At 55.1% G+C, this 16283-nt stretch carries 14 protein-coding genes; 6 read left to right on the top strand and 8 right to left on the bottom strand.

Annotated features, from left to right (window positions below; genetic code table 11):
- Nucleotides 1-85 precede the first annotated feature (85 nt).
- The 6 genes from K5Y32_RS09095 to K5Y32_RS09070 all read right to left on the bottom strand — a co-directional run bounded on the left by K5Y32_RS09095 (nucleotide 86) and on the right by K5Y32_RS09070 (nucleotide 5701).
- Nucleotides 86-451, bottom strand: a complete 366-nt coding sequence (locus K5Y32_RS09095) for a type II toxin-antitoxin system PemK/MazF family toxin (RefSeq protein ID WP_217548016.1) — start codon at nucleotides 449-451, stop codon at nucleotides 86-88.
- Nucleotides 451-723: an antitoxin gene (locus tag K5Y32_RS09090; protein ID WP_110867195.1), complete on the bottom strand. Its 273-nt coding sequence runs from the start codon at nucleotides 721-723 to the stop codon at nucleotides 451-453. The genes K5Y32_RS09095 and K5Y32_RS09090 overlap by 1 nt, the downstream gene beginning before the upstream one ends.
- Before the next feature lie 87 nt (nucleotides 724-810).
- Nucleotides 811-3096, bottom strand: a complete 2286-nt coding sequence (locus K5Y32_RS09085; RefSeq protein WP_222183062.1) for a molybdopterin-dependent oxidoreductase — start codon at nucleotides 3094-3096, stop codon at nucleotides 811-813.
- A 34-nt stretch (nucleotides 3097-3130) separates the two neighbouring features.
- Nucleotides 3131-3892, bottom strand: coding sequence for an amino acid ABC transporter ATP-binding protein (locus K5Y32_RS09080; protein WP_137387006.1), 762 nt, complete (start codon nucleotides 3890-3892; stop codon nucleotides 3131-3133).
- The gene (locus K5Y32_RS09075) at nucleotides 3885-4808 is read right to left on the bottom strand and encodes an amino acid ABC transporter permease (RefSeq protein ID WP_101761346.1); all 924 of its coding nucleotides are present in this window, start codon (nucleotides 4806-4808) and stop codon (nucleotides 3885-3887) included. The genes K5Y32_RS09080 and K5Y32_RS09075 overlap by 8 nt, the downstream gene beginning before the upstream one ends.
- The gene (locus tag K5Y32_RS09070) at nucleotides 4805-5701 is read right to left on the bottom strand and encodes an ABC transporter substrate-binding protein (protein ID WP_222183060.1); all 897 of its coding nucleotides are present in this window, start codon (nucleotides 5699-5701) and stop codon (nucleotides 4805-4807) included. The genes K5Y32_RS09075 and K5Y32_RS09070 overlap by 4 nt, the downstream gene beginning before the upstream one ends.
- Before the next feature lie 534 nt (nucleotides 5702-6235).
- On the opposite strand from K5Y32_RS09070, the gene K5Y32_RS09065 reads away from it, so the two are divergent.
- Nucleotides 6236-8407, top strand: a complete 2172-nt coding sequence (locus K5Y32_RS09065) for a TonB-dependent siderophore receptor (RefSeq protein ID WP_222184256.1) — start codon at nucleotides 6236-6238, stop codon at nucleotides 8405-8407.
- A gap of 59 nt (nucleotides 8408-8466) precedes the next feature.
- Here K5Y32_RS09065 and K5Y32_RS09060 read toward each other — a convergent pair whose 3' ends face one another.
- Nucleotides 8467-9381 (bottom strand): alpha/beta fold hydrolase, encoded by a 915-nt coding sequence (locus K5Y32_RS09060; RefSeq protein WP_222183058.1) that lies wholly within the window; start codon nucleotides 9379-9381, stop codon nucleotides 8467-8469.
- A 169-nt stretch (nucleotides 9382-9550) separates the two neighbouring features.
- On the opposite strand from K5Y32_RS09060, the gene K5Y32_RS09055 reads away from it, so the two are divergent.
- Nucleotides 9551-10468 (top strand): DMT family transporter, encoded by a 918-nt coding sequence (locus K5Y32_RS09055; protein ID WP_222183056.1) that lies wholly within the window; start codon nucleotides 9551-9553, stop codon nucleotides 10466-10468.
- A gap of 2 nt (nucleotides 10469-10470) precedes the next feature.
- Here the strand turns inward: K5Y32_RS09055 and K5Y32_RS09050 are convergent, their stop codons facing one another.
- The gene (locus K5Y32_RS09050; RefSeq protein ID WP_110867186.1) at nucleotides 10471-11358 is read right to left on the bottom strand and encodes a MurR/RpiR family transcriptional regulator; all 888 of its coding nucleotides are present in this window, start codon (nucleotides 11356-11358) and stop codon (nucleotides 10471-10473) included.
- 196 nt (nucleotides 11359-11554) lie between these two features.
- Here K5Y32_RS09050 and K5Y32_RS09045 point away from each other — a divergent pair, with 196 nt between their 5' ends.
- The 4 genes from K5Y32_RS09045 (at nucleotide 11555) to K5Y32_RS09030 (ending at nucleotide 16248) form a co-directional block, all read left to right on the top strand.
- Nucleotides 11555-13684: a TonB-dependent siderophore receptor gene (locus K5Y32_RS09045; protein ID WP_222183054.1), complete on the top strand. Its 2130-nt coding sequence runs from the start codon at nucleotides 11555-11557 to the stop codon at nucleotides 13682-13684.
- 40 nt (nucleotides 13685-13724) lie between these two features.
- The gene (locus K5Y32_RS09040; protein WP_222184254.1) at nucleotides 13725-14834 is read left to right on the top strand and encodes an ABC transporter substrate-binding protein; all 1110 of its coding nucleotides are present in this window, start codon (nucleotides 13725-13727) and stop codon (nucleotides 14832-14834) included.
- A 116-nt stretch (nucleotides 14835-14950) separates the two neighbouring features.
- Nucleotides 14951-15103: a general stress protein gene (locus K5Y32_RS09035; protein WP_101761338.1), complete on the top strand. Its 153-nt coding sequence runs from the start codon at nucleotides 14951-14953 to the stop codon at nucleotides 15101-15103.
- 248 nt (nucleotides 15104-15351) lie between these two features.
- On the top strand, nucleotides 15352-16248 hold the full coding sequence (locus tag K5Y32_RS09030) for an SDR family oxidoreductase (protein WP_101761337.1): 897 nt from the start codon (nucleotides 15352-15354) through the stop codon (nucleotides 16246-16248).
- The last annotated feature ends 35 nt before the right edge of the window (nucleotides 16249-16283 follow it).

The following is a 16283-nucleotide window of genomic DNA, read 5'->3' as shown; positions in this document are numbered from 1 at the left end:
GTCAGTTAGGGTGAACGGGGCGGCATTCATGAATGGCGTCCCTACGATTGTCATCGTAATTTTCGTAGGGTGCGCATTCAGCTTTTTAACGCGGATCAATCAAATCCACTACCATCGACAGGATTTCATCCATGACGTGCGATTCAACTTTCGCGGCGAAACTTGCCTTCCGCGCGGTCAGGTCAAGAGAACGAAGTTGGTAGCACAACGCTACGCCAGTTACGCTGCCGGTATCCGTGCTGCTGCCATCCAGATACACCGCAACAGCACTCGAGCGTGATGCGCCGCCACCGCTGGTTACCGGAATGCAAACCGCTGTCCCTAGAGCAGCGACGAGTTCCCGCCGTGAAATCACCAGATAATAATGCGGCCCTTTAAACTCCCTGCCTTCAACGGGATCACCGTTGACGTGCCAGATTTCACCTAACTGCGGAACTCTGCGCGATATCATCAGATAGCCTCCTTGCCCTGCGGTTTATCCTGCAAATCGTCGCTGACGGCTTCATTAAACTGGCGAATCTCTTCCTGATCAATGCCAGCTAACAGTTGGTCCATCGTTTTCCTGCCGCGTGCGAGCCGGTTAACAGGTTTGATGTTGATTGACTCGTCAGTTGCAGTGACATCTAGCTCAATCCCCACATGCCAACCCGCTTTGGTCGCGATGTCACTGGGAATCGTTAGCACAACGGCTCCGCCTTGCTGACGCAGTTTGGTTAAAGCCATACATCCTCCAAAGTGTAACTTTGTCACACTGAGTCTATCACTCGGTGAGACAAAGTCACACTTTAATTTATTGAGATGCGTCTGCTTTTAGGCAGGCGGAATAAACGCCTGTACCGGCGTCACTTCGCCGCGATATTTACGCACCTGCACGACGGTGATTTGTCCGCTGCAACCTTGTGCCAATGAAGACGTGCCGATATCCAGCGTCAACACATTGGGATTACCGTGACGGCACAGCGGACGCAGCGCGGTAGGATCGACCGGATCGTACCAGGCGCCGGTCGGCAACTGCACCACGCCGCGCATGATGGTTTCGGTGAGACGCGCACTGGCGAGCACGTGGCCGCGCGCGTTGTAGAGCTCGATAATATCGCCATCATTAATGTCTGACGCCGCCGCATCCGCCGGATGCAAACTGCACACTTCGCGGCCATGGCGTTTGCCGCTCAGGCTGTAATCACCAAAATCGAGCTGGCTGTGCAAACGCGTCGCCGGCTGATTGGCGATCAACCAAAACGGATGATCGGAATTCGGTTTTTGCTGCGGTTCACGCCACACCGGATGTCCCGGACAGTTTTCGTAGTTAAAGCTGGCGATGGTGGCAGAGAAAATTTCAATTTTCCCGCTCGGCGTCGGCAGCGGCGACGCTTCCGGGTCGGCGCGAAACGCGTTGATCATACGGCCGCCGTCTTTCAGCTGCGGCAACTCCAGCACGCCTTGTTGCCAAAACTTCTCGAAGTCGGGGATCTTAACCTGATGCGCCGCCAGCTTTTGCTGCAGCTGGGCGTAATGATGCTGCAACCAGCCGCGCGTATCGCGCCCTTCGGTGAAGGCCTGTTCGCGGCCTAAACGGCGCGCCAGCTCGGTGAAAATCGCGTAATCATCTTTGGCTTCGCCGAACGGTTGCGCCACCGGCTGCATGGCAAACAAGTGGCGATCGGTGGGTGCGCCGCCAATGTCTTCGCGCTCCAGCGTCATGGTGGCGGGCAAAACGATATCGGCATGGCGCGCGCTGGCGGTCCAGGCGATCTCATGCACGATCAGCGTATCCAGCTGGCAGAAGGCCTGACGCAAGCGCGCGAGATCCTGATGATGATGGAACGGATTACCGCCCGCCCAATATGCCAGACGGATGTGCGGATAGGTTAAACGGCGGCCATTGTAATCAAACGGCTTGCCGGGATTGAGCAGCATATCGGAAATGCGCGCCACCGGAATCAGGCGATCGATGCCGTTTTTGCCCTGCGGCAGCGCCGGGAAACTCACCAGATTGTGATGCTTGCCGTAATGGCCCAGCGCGCCTAGCGCATAGGTGTAACCGCCGCCCGGCAAGCCCGGCTGACCGAGCGCGGCCGCCAGCACCAATCCCAGCCACACCGGCTGTTCGCCGTTTTCGGCACGCTGCAAGGCATGCGCCACCGTCACCAGCACGCGTTTGCCGTGCAGCTGGCGCGCAAAATCGCTGATGAACGCAGCACTTACGCCGCAAATTTCTGCTGCCCACGTTGCATCGCGCGGCGTGCCATCTTCTTCGCCACGAATGTAGGCCGCCATTTCTGGCCAGCCCACGGTGTAGCGCGCGAGGAAAGCCTCGTCGGTCAGCTGTTCTGCGATCAATACCGATAACACGCCGAGGATGAAGGCCGCGTCAGTGCCCGGACGCAGCGCCAGCCATTCGCCCTGCGCTTCTTCAGGGAGATCGCTTTGCAGCGGGCTGACCGAGATAAAGCGAGTGCCGCGCTCAGCCGCCTGCTGCATAAAGCCGCGCTCGGTGTGTTCGCTCAAACCGCCGCTGGCGACCTGCGAGTTTTTCAGCGCCAAACCGCCAAATGCCACCACGATTTCGCTGTGCTGGGCGATCTCTTCCCAACTGACGCCGCGACGGGCAATTTCATTCATGTCGCCGACGATATGCGGCAGCAACACCGACGCGGAGCCGGAACTGTAGCTGTTGACTGAACGCACGTAGCCGCCGAGCGTGGTGTTGAGGAAGCGATGCACCTGACTTTGCGCGTGGTGGAAGCGCCCCGCGCTTGACCAGCCGTAAGAGCCGCCGAAGATGCCTTCCGGGCCGTACTTATCGCCGACGCGTTGCAGTTCGCGCGTGACCAGCGCGTAAGCTTCATCCCAGCTCACCGCGACGTACTCATCGTTGCCACGACGATCGTCCGCGCCCGGGCCGTTCTCCAGCCAGCCACGGCGCACCATCGGACGGGATACGCGCGCCGGATGGTTTAACGCAGTGTGGAAATTTTGCAGCAGCGGGCTGGGATCGGGATCGCCCTTGAACGGTTCGATGGTGAGCCGATCGCCCTGTTGCTGGGCATGAAAAGCGCCCCAATGGGCGCTGTGCATTACCGGTTTTTGCGTCATCACTGTTCCTGGCATCAAAAAAGAAAAACGGTGCCTAAAGCACCGTTGCAATAAAGTTTCTTACGCGCCCGTTTTCCGGGTCGTCGAGCACTTGCTGGGTTGGCCCCGCCGCCACGATTTTGCCGCTTTCCATAAACACAATGTTGTCGGCAACCTCACGCGCAAATCCAATCTCATGCGTCACCACCACCATGGTGATGCCGGAGTGCGCCAGCTGTTTGATCACCTGCAGCACTTCGCCAACCAGTTCGGGATCGAGCGCTGAAGTCGGTTCATCAAACAGCATTACGCCGGGATCCATCGCCAGCGCGCGGGCAATCGCCACACGCTGCTGCTGTCCACCGGAGAGATTCTGCGGCCACTCATCTTCGCGGCCAGATAAACCCACTTGCTTCAGCAGCGACAGCGCTTTACTTGTCGCCTGCTGACGACTCTGCTTCTTGACGCGCATCGGCGCATCGACGATGTTTTGCAACACGGTGCGGTGCGGGAACAGGTTGAATTGCTGAAACACCATGCCGATTTCGGCACGCTGACGCGCAACTTCACCGCTGCTTAACTCGTGCAGCGCCTGGCCTTTCTGCTTGTAGCCGATGATCTCGCCGCCGATGCGAATGGTGCCGCCATCCAGTTTTTCCAGATGGTTAATGCAGCGCAGCAGCGTGGATTTTCCCGAGCCCGACGGCCCAAGGATCACCGTGACTGAACCGGCCGGAATATCCAGATTCACTTCATCCAGAATGGTGACGCCAGAGAAGCGCTTAGTGACTTTACGTAAGGCGATCGCTTCACCCATTGCTGACGCTCCTTTCTGCTTTTGGCGCTGAGAACCCCGGCAGCGATTTCAACAGGCTGCGTTTTTCCCGGCGCGAAACGCCACGGCCAAAATAGCGTTCCACATAGAACTGACCCACCGACAGCACCGAAGTCATCAGCAGATACCACAAGGTAGCCACCAGCAGCAGCGGAATCACTTCATAGGTGCGTTGGTAAATAATCTGCGCCGAGAACAGCACGTCCTGCAGCGAGATCACTGAGACCACCGCCGTGGTTTTCAGCTGACCAATGATTTCGTTGCCGGCGGGCGGCATGATGGCGCGCATCGCCTGCGGCAGCACGGTGTGACGGAAAATCTGCGAAGGGCGATAGCCGAGCGCACGCGCGGCTTCCAGCTGGCCGTTGCCGACGCTTTGGATACCCGCACGCACAATTTCGGCGGCATAGGCAGATTGGTGCATCACCAGCGCGATCACTGCCGCACTGAATGGGCTCACCAGCGCGTTAGATTGCGTGCTCCAGACTTCGCCGAGGCCCGGAATCGACAGAGCGATGGTGGGATAAAGCGCCGCGATGTTGTACCACAGGAACAGTTGCACCAACATCGGTACACCACGGAAGAACCAGGTGTAGAACCAGCTCACGCCCACCAGCACCGGATTGGAGGAGAGGCGCATCAGCGCCAGCACCGTACCGAAGGCAAAACCCAGCACCACAGAGATCGCGGTAAGCTGCAGCGTCATTAATACGCCTTGCAGGATCGATTCGCCGGTAAAGTTCTCCGCAATCACGCTCCATTCGAAGCGTGGATTGTTAATCATCGAGTTCGCCATCGCCACCACGCACAACAACACGACCAGCGCACTCAGCCAGCGTCCGTAGTAACGTTTGCCGACGATTTTCAAGTCGCCGGTGTGGTCGTGAATGTCACTCATTGAAAGATTTCCTGATTGCGTTTGGCTTGTTTAACAGCACCAAAGCCGATGCCCCAGTTGTCGAGGATCTTGGTGTAGCTGCCATCTTTGATCAGCGAGTTAAGCGCGGCCTGTACGGCGGGCTCCAGCGCGGAATCTTTCGGGAAAGCGACGGAGACTGGCGCATCGTGTACGGTGATTTCGCCGCTCATGGTCAGCGGTTTAATCACTTTCACCTGCCACAGCAAACCTTCATATGGGCCGAGGAACATTGGCACGCGACCGCTTACCACCGCCTGTACGCCGGCGGGACGATCCGGGAAGACGGAGACTTTGATTGGCTTTTTACCGGCCGCTTCACAAGCTTTGCTGGCGTCTTCAAGGCGCGTAACTTGGGTGGTACCGGAACCGGCGCCCACTTCTTTACCACAGACATCGGCCAGCTCTTTGAATGGCGCGATGTTGGCATCTTTACGCGAGATAATGCCGAGGCGGCTGGCATCGTAATAACCGACGAAGTCGATGATTTTGGCACGCGCTGGCGTGGCGTTGATATTGGAGAGCGCCACATCGTAACGACCGGTTTTCAGACCTGGAATGATGTTGTCGAAACCGCCGGTGTCGCGCCACTGAACCTGGATTCCCAGACGCTCGCCCACGGCATTCATGATATCGATTTCACGACCGGCCAGCGTTTTGTTGTCTTCTTTATAGAAAGTGGTTGGCGGCGTGTTGGGGTTGGTTCCGGCAACAATGTAGCCCCGTTTAACCACATCCGCAGGCAGCAGACTTTTCAGTGCAGGATCGGCCTTCACGTGGATTGAGCTGTCAGTTGGGACGTTTTCATCGGCGGCGAACGCGGTGTGTGCACTCAGCGCGAGCGCGAGAAGAGTCATGCCTTTGGCAAATTTCACTGGAACCTTTCTCCTGATTTATAAAAAAGTTTCCCCTCAGGGAAAAGGCGTTGAGGTAGCGATGGTTTTTTCTCCTGACTCACCTCGCGCGAACGGCGCGTGGCGGAAGGAATTGTCATCCTCAAAACGTCCCGCTGAACATTCTCTGGAAGATAGATAACAATCACAAATGCGAAAAAAACATATCTATTGCCGAAATATGGCAATAGCCGCAAGCACGGTTGCAACACGGGATTTCCGCACCAGATTTGGCGTGGAATTATCCACAGAATTCAGAATTTGCAAGTGAATCAATAGTCTGCTTATCCAATATTCATCGACACATTTCTTCTTACTCATAACAGTTTCTTCTAAGCAAATGAGAAATTCCTCTCCCCGCAACTCATATCCCGCAACCGAACAACCTTTGTAAAGGTTTGTATTATCAGGCTTGTTGCCAGCTGGCAGAATAGACAATGAGAAGCGTTATCATTATCATGCGCATTTACTTACAATTGTTAACGTAACAGGGAGAAATCTTAAGTGAATGTAACCATGCGTGGCAAAAAGCGTCCAATTGCGCTTTTTTTAGCGGGAATGCTAACGTCGCCTGCTTTTGCAACTGAAACCACTGAAAAGCTGGCTGACGATGAATCAATGATCGTCACCGCCGAGCAGGAGCTGAAACAGCAACCGGGCGTGTCCACCATCACCGCTGAAGACATCAAAAAAAATCCCCCTGTTAACGATCTCTCCGACATCATTCGCAAAATGCCCGGCGTAAACCTTACCGGTAACGGCGCCAGCGGCAGCCGCGGCAATAACCGGCAAATCGATATCCGTGGCATGGGCCCGGAAAACACCCTGGTGATGATCGATGGCGTGCCGGTTTCCTCTCGTAACTCGGTGCGCTACAGCTGGCGCGGCGAGCGTGATTCACGCGGCGATACCAACTGGGTGCCAGCTGAAATGGTTGAGCGCATTGAAGTGATTCGAGGCCCGGCCGCTGCTCGATACGGTTCTGGCGCGGCGGGCGGCGTGGTGAACATCATTACCAAGCGTCCCACCAACGACTGGCACGGCTCGCTGTCGCTCTATACCAGCCAGCCGGAAAATAGCAAAGAAGGCGATACCCGACGCGCTAACTTCAATCTCAGCGGCCCGCTGGCCGGTGATGCGTTGACCATGCGCCTGTACGGCAACATCAACCGCACCGATGCCGATGCGTTCGATATCAACACCGCAGAAAACGGTTCATACGCGGCGGGCCGTGAAGGCGTGCGCAACAAAGACATCAATACCGTGCTGTCGTGGAAAATCACGCCGCTGCAAATCATCGACTTCTCCTGGGGCTACAGCCGTCAGGGCAATATTTATGCCGGTGACACGCAGAACAGTAACAGCAACGCCAGCACCGACGGTTTAGTAGAGTCGCTGTACGGTGATGAAACTAACCGCATGTATCGCCAAAGCTACGGCATCGCGCACAACGGTATCTGGGATTGGGGAACCTCGAAGCTCAATTTCAACTACGAGAAAACCAATAACACTCGCCTGCAGGAAGGCACTGCCGGGCGTACTGAAGGAATGATCAACAGCGATACGTACGCCACCAGCCGCCTGGAAAGCTATCGCGCGGGCGGAGAGATCAACTTCCCGCTGCAGCTACTGGTCGATCAAACCGTGACGCTGGGCGCGGAGTGGAACCGCGACGAGCTGAACGATCCAGCATCAATGCTTGCGGCCAGCGCGAGTGGCGTGAATTTGCCTGGCAGTTCTGGCGATCCATCGCAGCGCAGCAGTAAGAACAGCGCCACCATCAGTTCACTGTTCTTCGAAGACAACATTGCCGCCACCGATAGCACCGAAGTGATTCCTGGCCTGCGCTTTGATTATCACGATCAGTTTGGCGCCAACTGGAGCCCAAGCCTGAACCTCTCACAAGGTCTGGGCGACTATTTCACCCTGAAGGCCGGTGTTGCACGGGTGTTTAAAGCGCCAAACCTGTATCAGTCAACGCCGGGGTATCTGCTCTCCACGCGTGGCAACGGCTGCCCGATTGGGCTCAGCCAATGTTATCTGCTGGGGAACAACGATCTTGATGCAGAAACCAGCGTCAACAAAGAGATTGGACTGGAGTTCAGCAACCAGGGCTACGTCGCGGGCATCACCTGGTTCCGCAATGACTACAAGAACAAGATTGTGTCGGGCACCGAGCCGGTTTATTCCAGCACTCGCCCGGTTTACAACGTGCTGCGCTGGGAAAACGGCGGCAAAGCGATTGTGGAAGGACTGGAAGGAAATCTGACTATTCCTTTGATCGCCGATACGCTGGAATGGCGCTCCAACGCCACCTACATGTTCCGCTCCGAGAGCAAGAAAACCGGCAATCCGCTGTCGGTGATCCCGGAATTCACCATCAACTCGCAGCTGGAGTGGCAGGCGACGCAGGATCTCAGCGCCAACATCAACTGGACGCAGTATGGCCGCCAGAAACCGCGTCAAAATGTTGAGACCAATATCGATACCTCGAGCATGACGACGCAGGAAATCAGCCCGTATTCGGTGTTTGGTTTGAACGTCAATTACGACATCACTAAAAACCTGCGCGCCAATGCCGGGATTAATAACCTGTTTGATAAACGCATCTATCGCGAGAATTCGGGTGCTTCAACCTATAACGAACCGGGCCGCGCCTATTATGCTGGGGTGACGATGTCGTTTTGATTAGGCGATTATTGGCGTGATTTTCGTAGGGTGCGCATTTATGCGCACCAATCCAATGCTTAATTAAAAAACTCACCCAACGCCTCTGCCAGCGCCTGCGGTTGCTCATCCGGAATGAAGTGACCGCAGTGCGCGATTTTAATTCCCGTCACATCCGCTGCGAACTCGCGCAACGGCAATGCCATATCCGGAATCGAACCCTGATCGGCGCTGATCGCCAGTAACGGCAAGGCTAATTTGCCGCGCTCTTTCAGCAACGCACGGTTTTGAGCCGCCGAAACCGTCACTTCACGATAAGTCGCCATTCCCGCGCGTATCGCGCCCTTCTGCTGTAGCAAACGGGTATATTCCGCCATATCCTCATCGCCAAACACCATTGGGCTGGCCGCTTTGCGTTTCAGGAACCATTCGAGATAGATCGCTTCGCGCCCTTCTATCAGCGCCTCTGGCAAATCCGGCAAGAGATGAAACGCGAAATGCCAGGTTTTCCAGGCTTTATCCGGCGTCGCGGGCAGCGATTCCGGCAAAGTGACGCCAGGAATACCGGCATCGAGCAGCGCCAGCTTTTTCACCTGATCGCTAAACAGCGTGGCATACGGCCAGGCAACCCACGCGCCGACGTCGTGCGCGGCGAGATAATAGCTTTCATGACCTAACTGCTGCATCAAGCCCTGTACTTTCTGTGCCAGCGATGTGGTGTCGTAGCCGCTGAGCGGTTTGTCTGAATCGCCCTGGCCGGGTATATCTGGCGCGATAATAAAATAGCGATCGCCCAGCAGCGCCACCACCTGGCGCCAGGCGAACCAGCTTTGCGGAAATCCCGCCAGCAGCAGCAACGTTTCTCCATTTGCATTGCCGCCGCTGACGTAGTGCAAACGCACGCCGTCTACCGTGGCGTAATGATGGGAAAATCCGTCTAACGCGTTGAATGGTTGCGTCCAGCCCTGTGCGTGTTTGATAACTGATGCTGACATTTTCGCTCTCCGCTCATTTAGGAAATGATCAATTCCTAAATACTACCTGATGATTGCGCTGCCTGGGAATATTTCTGCAAAGCGGTAATCAGTCGCCGTTAATAGCGGCCCGACGGAGCGGGTTATTTGCTATTCTGTGCGCGACTCTTTCTTAACAATTGTGAAACTTATGCGAACATCGGATTTGTTGCGGCTGCTGCTTTTAGCGGGGATTTGGGGTGCCAGTTTTCTGTTTATGCGCATTGCGGTACCGGCGCTGGGCGCGGTGAACACCGCGTTTTTACGCGTGTTTTGCGGCATGTTGGGTTTACTGATCATCATGGCGATGATGCGCATTCCACGCCGCTTTGAGGGCAAATTAGGTTGGGCGATGCTGCTGGGCGTTATCAACTCAGCGATTCCGTTCCTGATGTATTGTCTGGCGGCGCGCGTGCTACCGGCGGGCTATTCCGCAATTCTTAACGCCACCACACCGTTGATGGGCGTAATCATTGGTGCGGCGTTTTTCGATGAAAAACTGACGATCACCAAAGTTCTCGGCATGATAGCCGGATTCAGCGGCATCATTGTCATCAGCACCACCGGCGAAGCGCATCTGAGCACTACCTTAATTGGAGGGATTCTGGCTTGCCTGGTCGCCACCGCCTGTTATGGATTTGCCGGTTTCCTGACCAAGCGCTGGATTGGTGCACGCGGCGGACTGGATGCCACCAAAGTGGCTTTTGGCAGCCAATTGGGTGCATCGCTGTTTTTACTGCCGGTCTTTGCCTTTAGTGCTCCGCAAACGCCCGCCAGCAGCTGGCAAATCCCGGAAGTGTGGGCTTCTATTTTGGCGATTGGGTTTATCTGTACCGCGCTGGCCTACATTATTTATTTCCGTCTGCTGGCCGATATTGGCCCGCTGCGCACGCTGACCGTCACTTTTATGATTCCGCCGTTCGGGATTTTGTGGGGCTGGTTAGTGTTGGGCGAGCAGATCAATCAGGGTTTTATCGGCGGTTCGCTGCTGATTGTCTGCGCGGTGTGGCTGGTAACCAGCAACGGCTTAGGCAAACGCGCCGCTGTAAACAGCAGCGCCAGCAAATAGCGTTACTTTTTGCCGGATGGCTTCAGCGATCGATTGAGATCCTGAATACGCTTCATGGTTTTTACCGTACGCGATGAGGTCGCGGAAGCCACCGACAATATCAACATCTCCAGACACACCAACACCGTTCCGTGCAGCGGCATGCGACCATTCTCGCCGCCGCGCGGCACGTTAATAATGACATCCGCCTGTTTAGCGAAAGCCGAATCAAGCGCATTAGTGAGCAAAATCACCGGCATGCCGAGACGCTTCGCCTCTTTCAGCGCGGTCATGCCTTCACGATGCGCCGACTTCTGCGCCATCATAATCAGCACATCGCCGCGTTGCAGCCCAATCAACTGTTCCGCCAGCGCAATCCCAGAGCGATTGAGCGTTACCGCCGGAATACCAATGCGCGTGAACAGACGCGCACTGTAATCCGCCAAAATCCCGGAGGCATTAATGCCAAATAGCGCCACCTGACGCGCGTCAATCAAGTGCGTTACCGCTTTGGCGACGGCTTCACGATTGTGCGGTTCAGACAGCGCATCGCAGGCATGTTTATGGCCGCTCAACACAAAATCGATGCCGGAATTGATATCGCACGACAGTTCGCTGACGGTGGCGCTCATCTTCTCTTCAGAGTTCATCGCCGGTCCAAACCAGGCGTTTAACGTGGTTTTTAAATCGCGCAAACCGGCAAAACCTAATGCCTGCACCGCGCGCACCACCGTCGCATCCGAGGTGTTAGTGGCCCTGGCAATTTCCAGCGCCGTGGCATCCAACACCACCTCGCGATGGTCGTGGATGTAACGCGCCACCGCTTGCAGACCGGATGATAATGTCGGTGCGCGCAACCGATAGCGTTCACCCAGCACATCCACACGACTTTTAATGCTATTTCGACTCATCTGCTGATTGCTCTTTAAAGAGTGAGAGTTTTACTGAAGGTTTGTAATGAATTACCCACTTACTACTTAGACCTAAAATGTAAGACAATGAATTTGTTATAATAAAAATGTAACGGCTTTGTAATCATTTCCATTTACTACTACATTACAACATGGTTGAATGATTCTCAATTGCATTGCACCAGGTTAATAAAGAATGAATAACAACAAGCCGTCGGCTTTTAAATCTCAACGCCATCCCGCCATTCTGGCTGCGATTTACGGCGTCAGCATTTGGGGTTCCACCAGCAGTTTTGCCGCCGAGGAGAGCAACACGCTCACCGTTTCGGCGCAGGAAGATAACGCACAAGGTTACAACGTCACTAATAGCGCGATCGGCAGTAAAACCTCTACGCCGCGCATTAACCAGGCGCAGTCGGTCAGCGTGGTTACGCAGCAGCAGCTGGAGGATTATCAGGCGTCGAGCCTTGCCGATGCGATGCGTTTTGTCAGCGGCGTTACGGAAGGCAATACGCTGGCAGGCACCGAAGATGGCTTCGTGCGTCGCGGCTTTGGCAGCAATTCGGATGGTTCGATCTATCGCGATGGCGTGCGCAGCAGCCAGGGTTTGAACTTTGATGCCACCACCGAGCGCGTTGAAGTGTTGAAAGGCTCCGCATCGCTGCTGTACGGCATCCAGAATCCGGGTGGCGTAATCAATGTGATAAGCAAAAAGCCGCAGTATGAGTGGCACAGCAAAGTCAGCGGCCGAACCTCCAGTGAAGGCGGTGGCGCGGGCACGGTGGATGTCACCGGACCGCTTGGCAACGGCTTCGCCTTCCGCCTGATTGCGGAAAAACAGAATCAGGATTACTGGCGCAATTTCGGCAGCGAAAAGCACACGCTGATCGCGCCCTCGCTGCAGTGGTTTGGTGAGCAAGCCAGCTTCCTGATTAGCTATTCAGATTATCAGTACGACATTCCTTACGATCGCGGCACCGCATTCATCAACGGTAAGCCGCTGGATATGGGCTACAAAGATCGTCTGGATGACAAAGCCAACCATGCATGGGGCCACAACAAAACCCTCAACGCCCATTATGACTGGCAGTTTAATGATGACTGGAGCACGCGCGTCACGCTCGGCTGGAACCAGCGTCAATACGATAACAATGAAGTGCGCGTCACGGCGATTAATCCCACCAGCGGCGTGGTGACGCGTCGTGCCGATGCCAATCGCGGTTTTAACCATAAAACCAAATACGTTTCGTGGGACGTGATCGGCTCACAGCAAGTGTTTGGGATGACGCACGATCTGGTGCTGGGCACCGATTACGAGATGATCCAAACCTATCGCGCGCATCAGTATCAGGGCAAAGCCAACACCGGTTTCAACTTCACCGATCCGCAGTACGATATTCTGTCGCCTGTTACCAACAGCAGCACCGAAAACAGCGCCAATGCCAATAACCTCAACCGCACGCACAGCCGTTCAATCTATGCCAAAGACAGCATCAGCCTGACGGAAAACTGGATTGCAGTGCTGGGCGGACGCTATCAGCATTACGAGCAACGCGCCTCGAAAGGTTTTGATCCGGTGGTGCAAACGCTGGACAGCGAAGGCAACAAATTCCTGCCGCAGGCCGGTTTGATCTACAAAGTGACGCCGGACGTTTCGCTCTACACCAGCGTGAGTAAATCCTTCACACCATCGACCGATGTTGATGATGATGGCAACGTCGGTAAACCGGAACAGGGCACCACATGGGAAGTCGGCAGCAAGTGGCAGATTTCACCGAAGCTGTTTGCCAGCGTCGCGCTGTATCGCATCAACGAGCGCGATATGTCGCTAAGCATTAACGGCACCACGCGCGCCATCAATATAGCGCGCTCCAGCGGCGCGGAATTTGAGTTAAATGGCGAAGTGCTGCCGGGCTGGGATCTCAGCGCCAACTACAGCTACGACAAAGCCGAGATCGTGGATGACGGTGTTAACGCGGCTAATAACGGCAATCGCCTGCAGAATGCGCCGCGCCACGCAGGCGCGCTCTATCTGAGCCATAATCTGGCGATCTCCGGCATTCCGGGCGATTTCCGCGTAGGCGGCGGTGCGCGCTATGTGGGAACGCGCGCCGGCGATCCGGAAAACAGCTTTACCCTGCCCGATTATGTGGTGGCGGACAGCTTTGTCGCCTGGAACAATCAGCTGTTTGGCGAGAAAACCCAGCTGAAGCTCAATCTGAATAACCTGTTCAACAAACACTATTACACCTCCAGCGGCGGCAATCTGCGCGTGCGTGAAGGAGAAACCCGCAACCTGATGCTCGAGGCCAGCGTTGAATTCTGATTCGATATTTGTACGACGTGCGCCAGGCTTGTCCGGCCCGATGTTGGTGGTGCTGGCCTGTTTTCTGCTGGTGCTCAGCAGCGTGGCCTCAGCAAAAACCATCACCGATATCGACGGCAATCGCGTTGAGATCCCCGATCGTCCGCAGCGTATCGTGCTGGGTGAAAGCCGCATGCTGTATACGCTGGCGTTACTGGAGCCTGGCGATCCGTTTCAGCACATTGTGGCGTGGCCGCAGGATCTGAAGAAGTACGACAGCCAAACCTGGAACAGTTTTGCCCGTCACTTTCCACAGATGCTGAAAATCCCGTCGCTGGGTGCTGGCGGGCCGAACGCCATCAATCCCGAGCAGATTCTGGCGCTGAAACCGGACGTGGTGATTTTGCCGAGTCTGGCACGCTACGATGATGCCGACCTGCGCCTGGTCACCATGCTGAAAGCGGCGCACATTCCGGTGGTGAAGATCGATCTGCGCGTGCATCTGCTGAAAAACACCCGCCGTAGCGTGGAGATATTTGGCGAAGTGCTGAATCAGCAGGCGCGGGCAGAAGCGTTTAATCGTTTCTACCAGCAGCATATGCAGGTGATTTATGATCGCTTAGCCAGCTATCAGGGCGCGAAACCGTCGGTGCTGCTGCAACTGCATCTTGGACGCCGTAACGAATGTTGCGTGACAGCGATCAACGGCAGCCTCGGCGAATTACTCAACGCAGCGGGCGGCGACAATATCGCCAACAAAACGCAGCACGGCGTGTTTGGTCGCCTGAGTGAAGAGAGCGTGATTGCCGCTCAGCCGCAGTACTATTTTGCTACCGGCTTTGGCGATAACGCCTCGCAGGGCTTACTGAAATTAGGGCCAGACGTGGCACCCGAAACCGTGCTCAGCAGTTTCAGACAGCTCACCGCGCAGCAAAACGGTTTACGCGAATTATCAGCATTGAAAAATGGTCACTCGGCGGTGATCTGGATGAATTTCTACCTCAGTCCGTGGCACATTGCGGCGACAGAATTTATGGCTAAAACACTCTATCCACAGCTGTTTGCGGACCTGGAACCCGAAAAGACCCTGCAGCAGATTTTTCGTGATTTCTTACCGATTCCTTACAGCGGCACTTATTTTATTAACATCCCGCCAGCGAGCAATAAATAATCACTTCCGCTCCGCTTGTGATTAATCCGAACCTCGCTAATCTTAAATTGCAGCACGGGCATGGCGTTGAAGCCCTTATTTCCGCCATGCAACAACAACTCACGAGAGGATGTTTTATGGCTGAGCATAGAGGCGGTTCCGGTAATTTTGCTGACGATAAAAAGAAAGCATCAGAAGCCGGTAAAAAAGGCGGAGAAAAAAGCGGTGGTAGTTTCAAAGATGACCCCGCTAAAGCATCAGAAGCAGGTAAGAAAGGCGGCAAGAAGTAGCCAACCATGTTTTAAATAGCATATAGCACCTTGGAAATCCGCCAGGGCACGGACGCCCTAAGCATTATCCCCTTCTGCAGTCGCACCTCGATAAATATTGTTAATTACCTCACGTTACTGCTGCACTTTTTAACCCCCTTTCGTTTACCGTTTCGTCTTAATAAATCTGATTGCTCACTTTCTAACGTGACAAACATCACATTTATGCCAGGCTTAGTTTATTCACCTCATGCGACAAGGAGATATATATGACATCGCAAACCACAAATAAAACCCTTATTACTGAAACGTATCCGGTTCCGCCATTTAAAAAGCAGACGCAACCGATGCCGGGTTTGGCGAGCAAAATGGATCCCCGTCCCGATCATGGTGAAACCAGCTATCGTGGTACCGGTAAATTGACCGGTCGTAAAGCGCTCATCACCGGTGGTGATTCCGGTATTGGCCGCGCCGTGGCAATTGCTTATGCCCGCGAAGGTGCTGATGTCGCCATCAACTTCCTGCCGGAAGAAGAGGCTGATGCGGCAGAAGTGGTAAAACTGATTGAAGCCGAAGGCCGCAAAGCGGTGGCGATTCCGGGTGATATTCGTTCGGAAGAGTTCTGTCAGAAGCTGGTGGATCAGGCTGCTGAGCAGCTAGGCGGATTGGATATTCTGGTGAATAACGCCGGACGTCAGCAGTTTAATGAATCCATACTGACACTCTCTACTGAAGACTTTGACGCCACCTTTAAGACCAACGTCTATGCGATGTTCTGGATCACCAAAGCGGCGCTGAAATATCTGCCAGCTGGATCGTCCATCATCAATACCTCGTCGGTGCAGGCGTATCAGCCAAGCGCGATCCTGCTGGATTATGCGCAGACCAAAGCGTCGATTGTCGCGTTTACCAAAGCGCTTGCGAAACAGCTGGGTGAAAAGCAGATTCGCGTCAACGCGGTTGCGCCCGGCCCATACTGGACCGCGCTGCAGGTGAGCGGCGGACAACCGCAGGAGAAAGTGGAGAAGTTCGGTGAATCCGCACCGCTGGGCCGTCCGGGACAACCGGCTGAAATCGCCCCGCTGTACGTCACGTTTGCCGATGTGAAAAACAGCTTCACCTCCGGCCAGGTGTGGTGCTCTGATGGCGGCACCGGCACGCTGTAATCATCTTTGGGGTCGCCATTCGTGGCGATCCCGCT

This window comes from Pantoea sp. DY-15 (assembly GCF_019795935.1).
GTDB classification, from domain to species: Bacteria; Pseudomonadota; Gammaproteobacteria; order Enterobacterales; family Enterobacteriaceae; genus Pantoea; species Pantoea leporis.
The sequence above is the reverse complement of the archived record's forward strand: the minus strand, read 5'-3'. Positions and strand labels throughout refer to the sequence as shown.

Coding starts and splice junctions, on each gene's coding strand:
- K5Y32_RS09050 (WP_110867186.1), bottom strand. CDS start 11,358: ATGAGTCGAAATAGCATTAAAAGTCGTGTGGATGTGCTGGGTGAACGC.
- K5Y32_RS09065 (WP_222184256.1), top strand. CDS start 6,236: ATGCGTGGCAAAAAGCGTCCAATTGCGCTTTTTTTAGCGGGAATGCTA.
- K5Y32_RS09060 (WP_222183058.1), bottom strand. CDS start 9,381: ATGTCAGCATCAGTTATCAAACACGCACAGGGCTGGACGCAACCATTC.
- K5Y32_RS09080 (WP_137387006.1), bottom strand. CDS start 3,892: ATGGGTGAAGCGATCGCCTTACGTAAAGTCACTAAGCGCTTCTCTGGC.
- K5Y32_RS09090 (WP_110867195.1), bottom strand. CDS start 723: ATGGCTTTAACCAAACTGCGTCAGCAAGGCGGAGCCGTTGTGCTAACG.
- K5Y32_RS09035 (WP_101761338.1), top strand. CDS start 14,951: ATGGCTGAGCATAGAGGCGGTTCCGGTAATTTTGCTGACGATAAAAAG.
- K5Y32_RS09085 (WP_222183062.1), bottom strand. CDS start 3,096: ATGACGCAAAAACCGGTAATGCACAGCGCCCATTGGGGCGCTTTTCAT.
- K5Y32_RS09055 (WP_222183056.1), top strand. CDS start 9,551: ATGCGAACATCGGATTTGTTGCGGCTGCTGCTTTTAGCGGGGATTTGG.
- K5Y32_RS09075 (WP_101761346.1), bottom strand. CDS start 4,808: ATGAGTGACATTCACGACCACACCGGCGACTTGAAAATCGTCGGCAAA.
- K5Y32_RS09030 (WP_101761337.1), top strand. CDS start 15,352: ATGACATCGCAAACCACAAATAAAACCCTTATTACTGAAACGTATCCG.
- K5Y32_RS09095 (WP_217548016.1), bottom strand. CDS start 451: ATGATATCGCGCAGAGTTCCGCAGTTAGGTGAAATCTGGCACGTCAAC.
- K5Y32_RS09045 (WP_222183054.1), top strand. CDS start 11,555: ATGAATAACAACAAGCCGTCGGCTTTTAAATCTCAACGCCATCCCGCC.
- K5Y32_RS09040 (WP_222184254.1), top strand. CDS start 13,725: ATGTTGGTGGTGCTGGCCTGTTTTCTGCTGGTGCTCAGCAGCGTGGCC.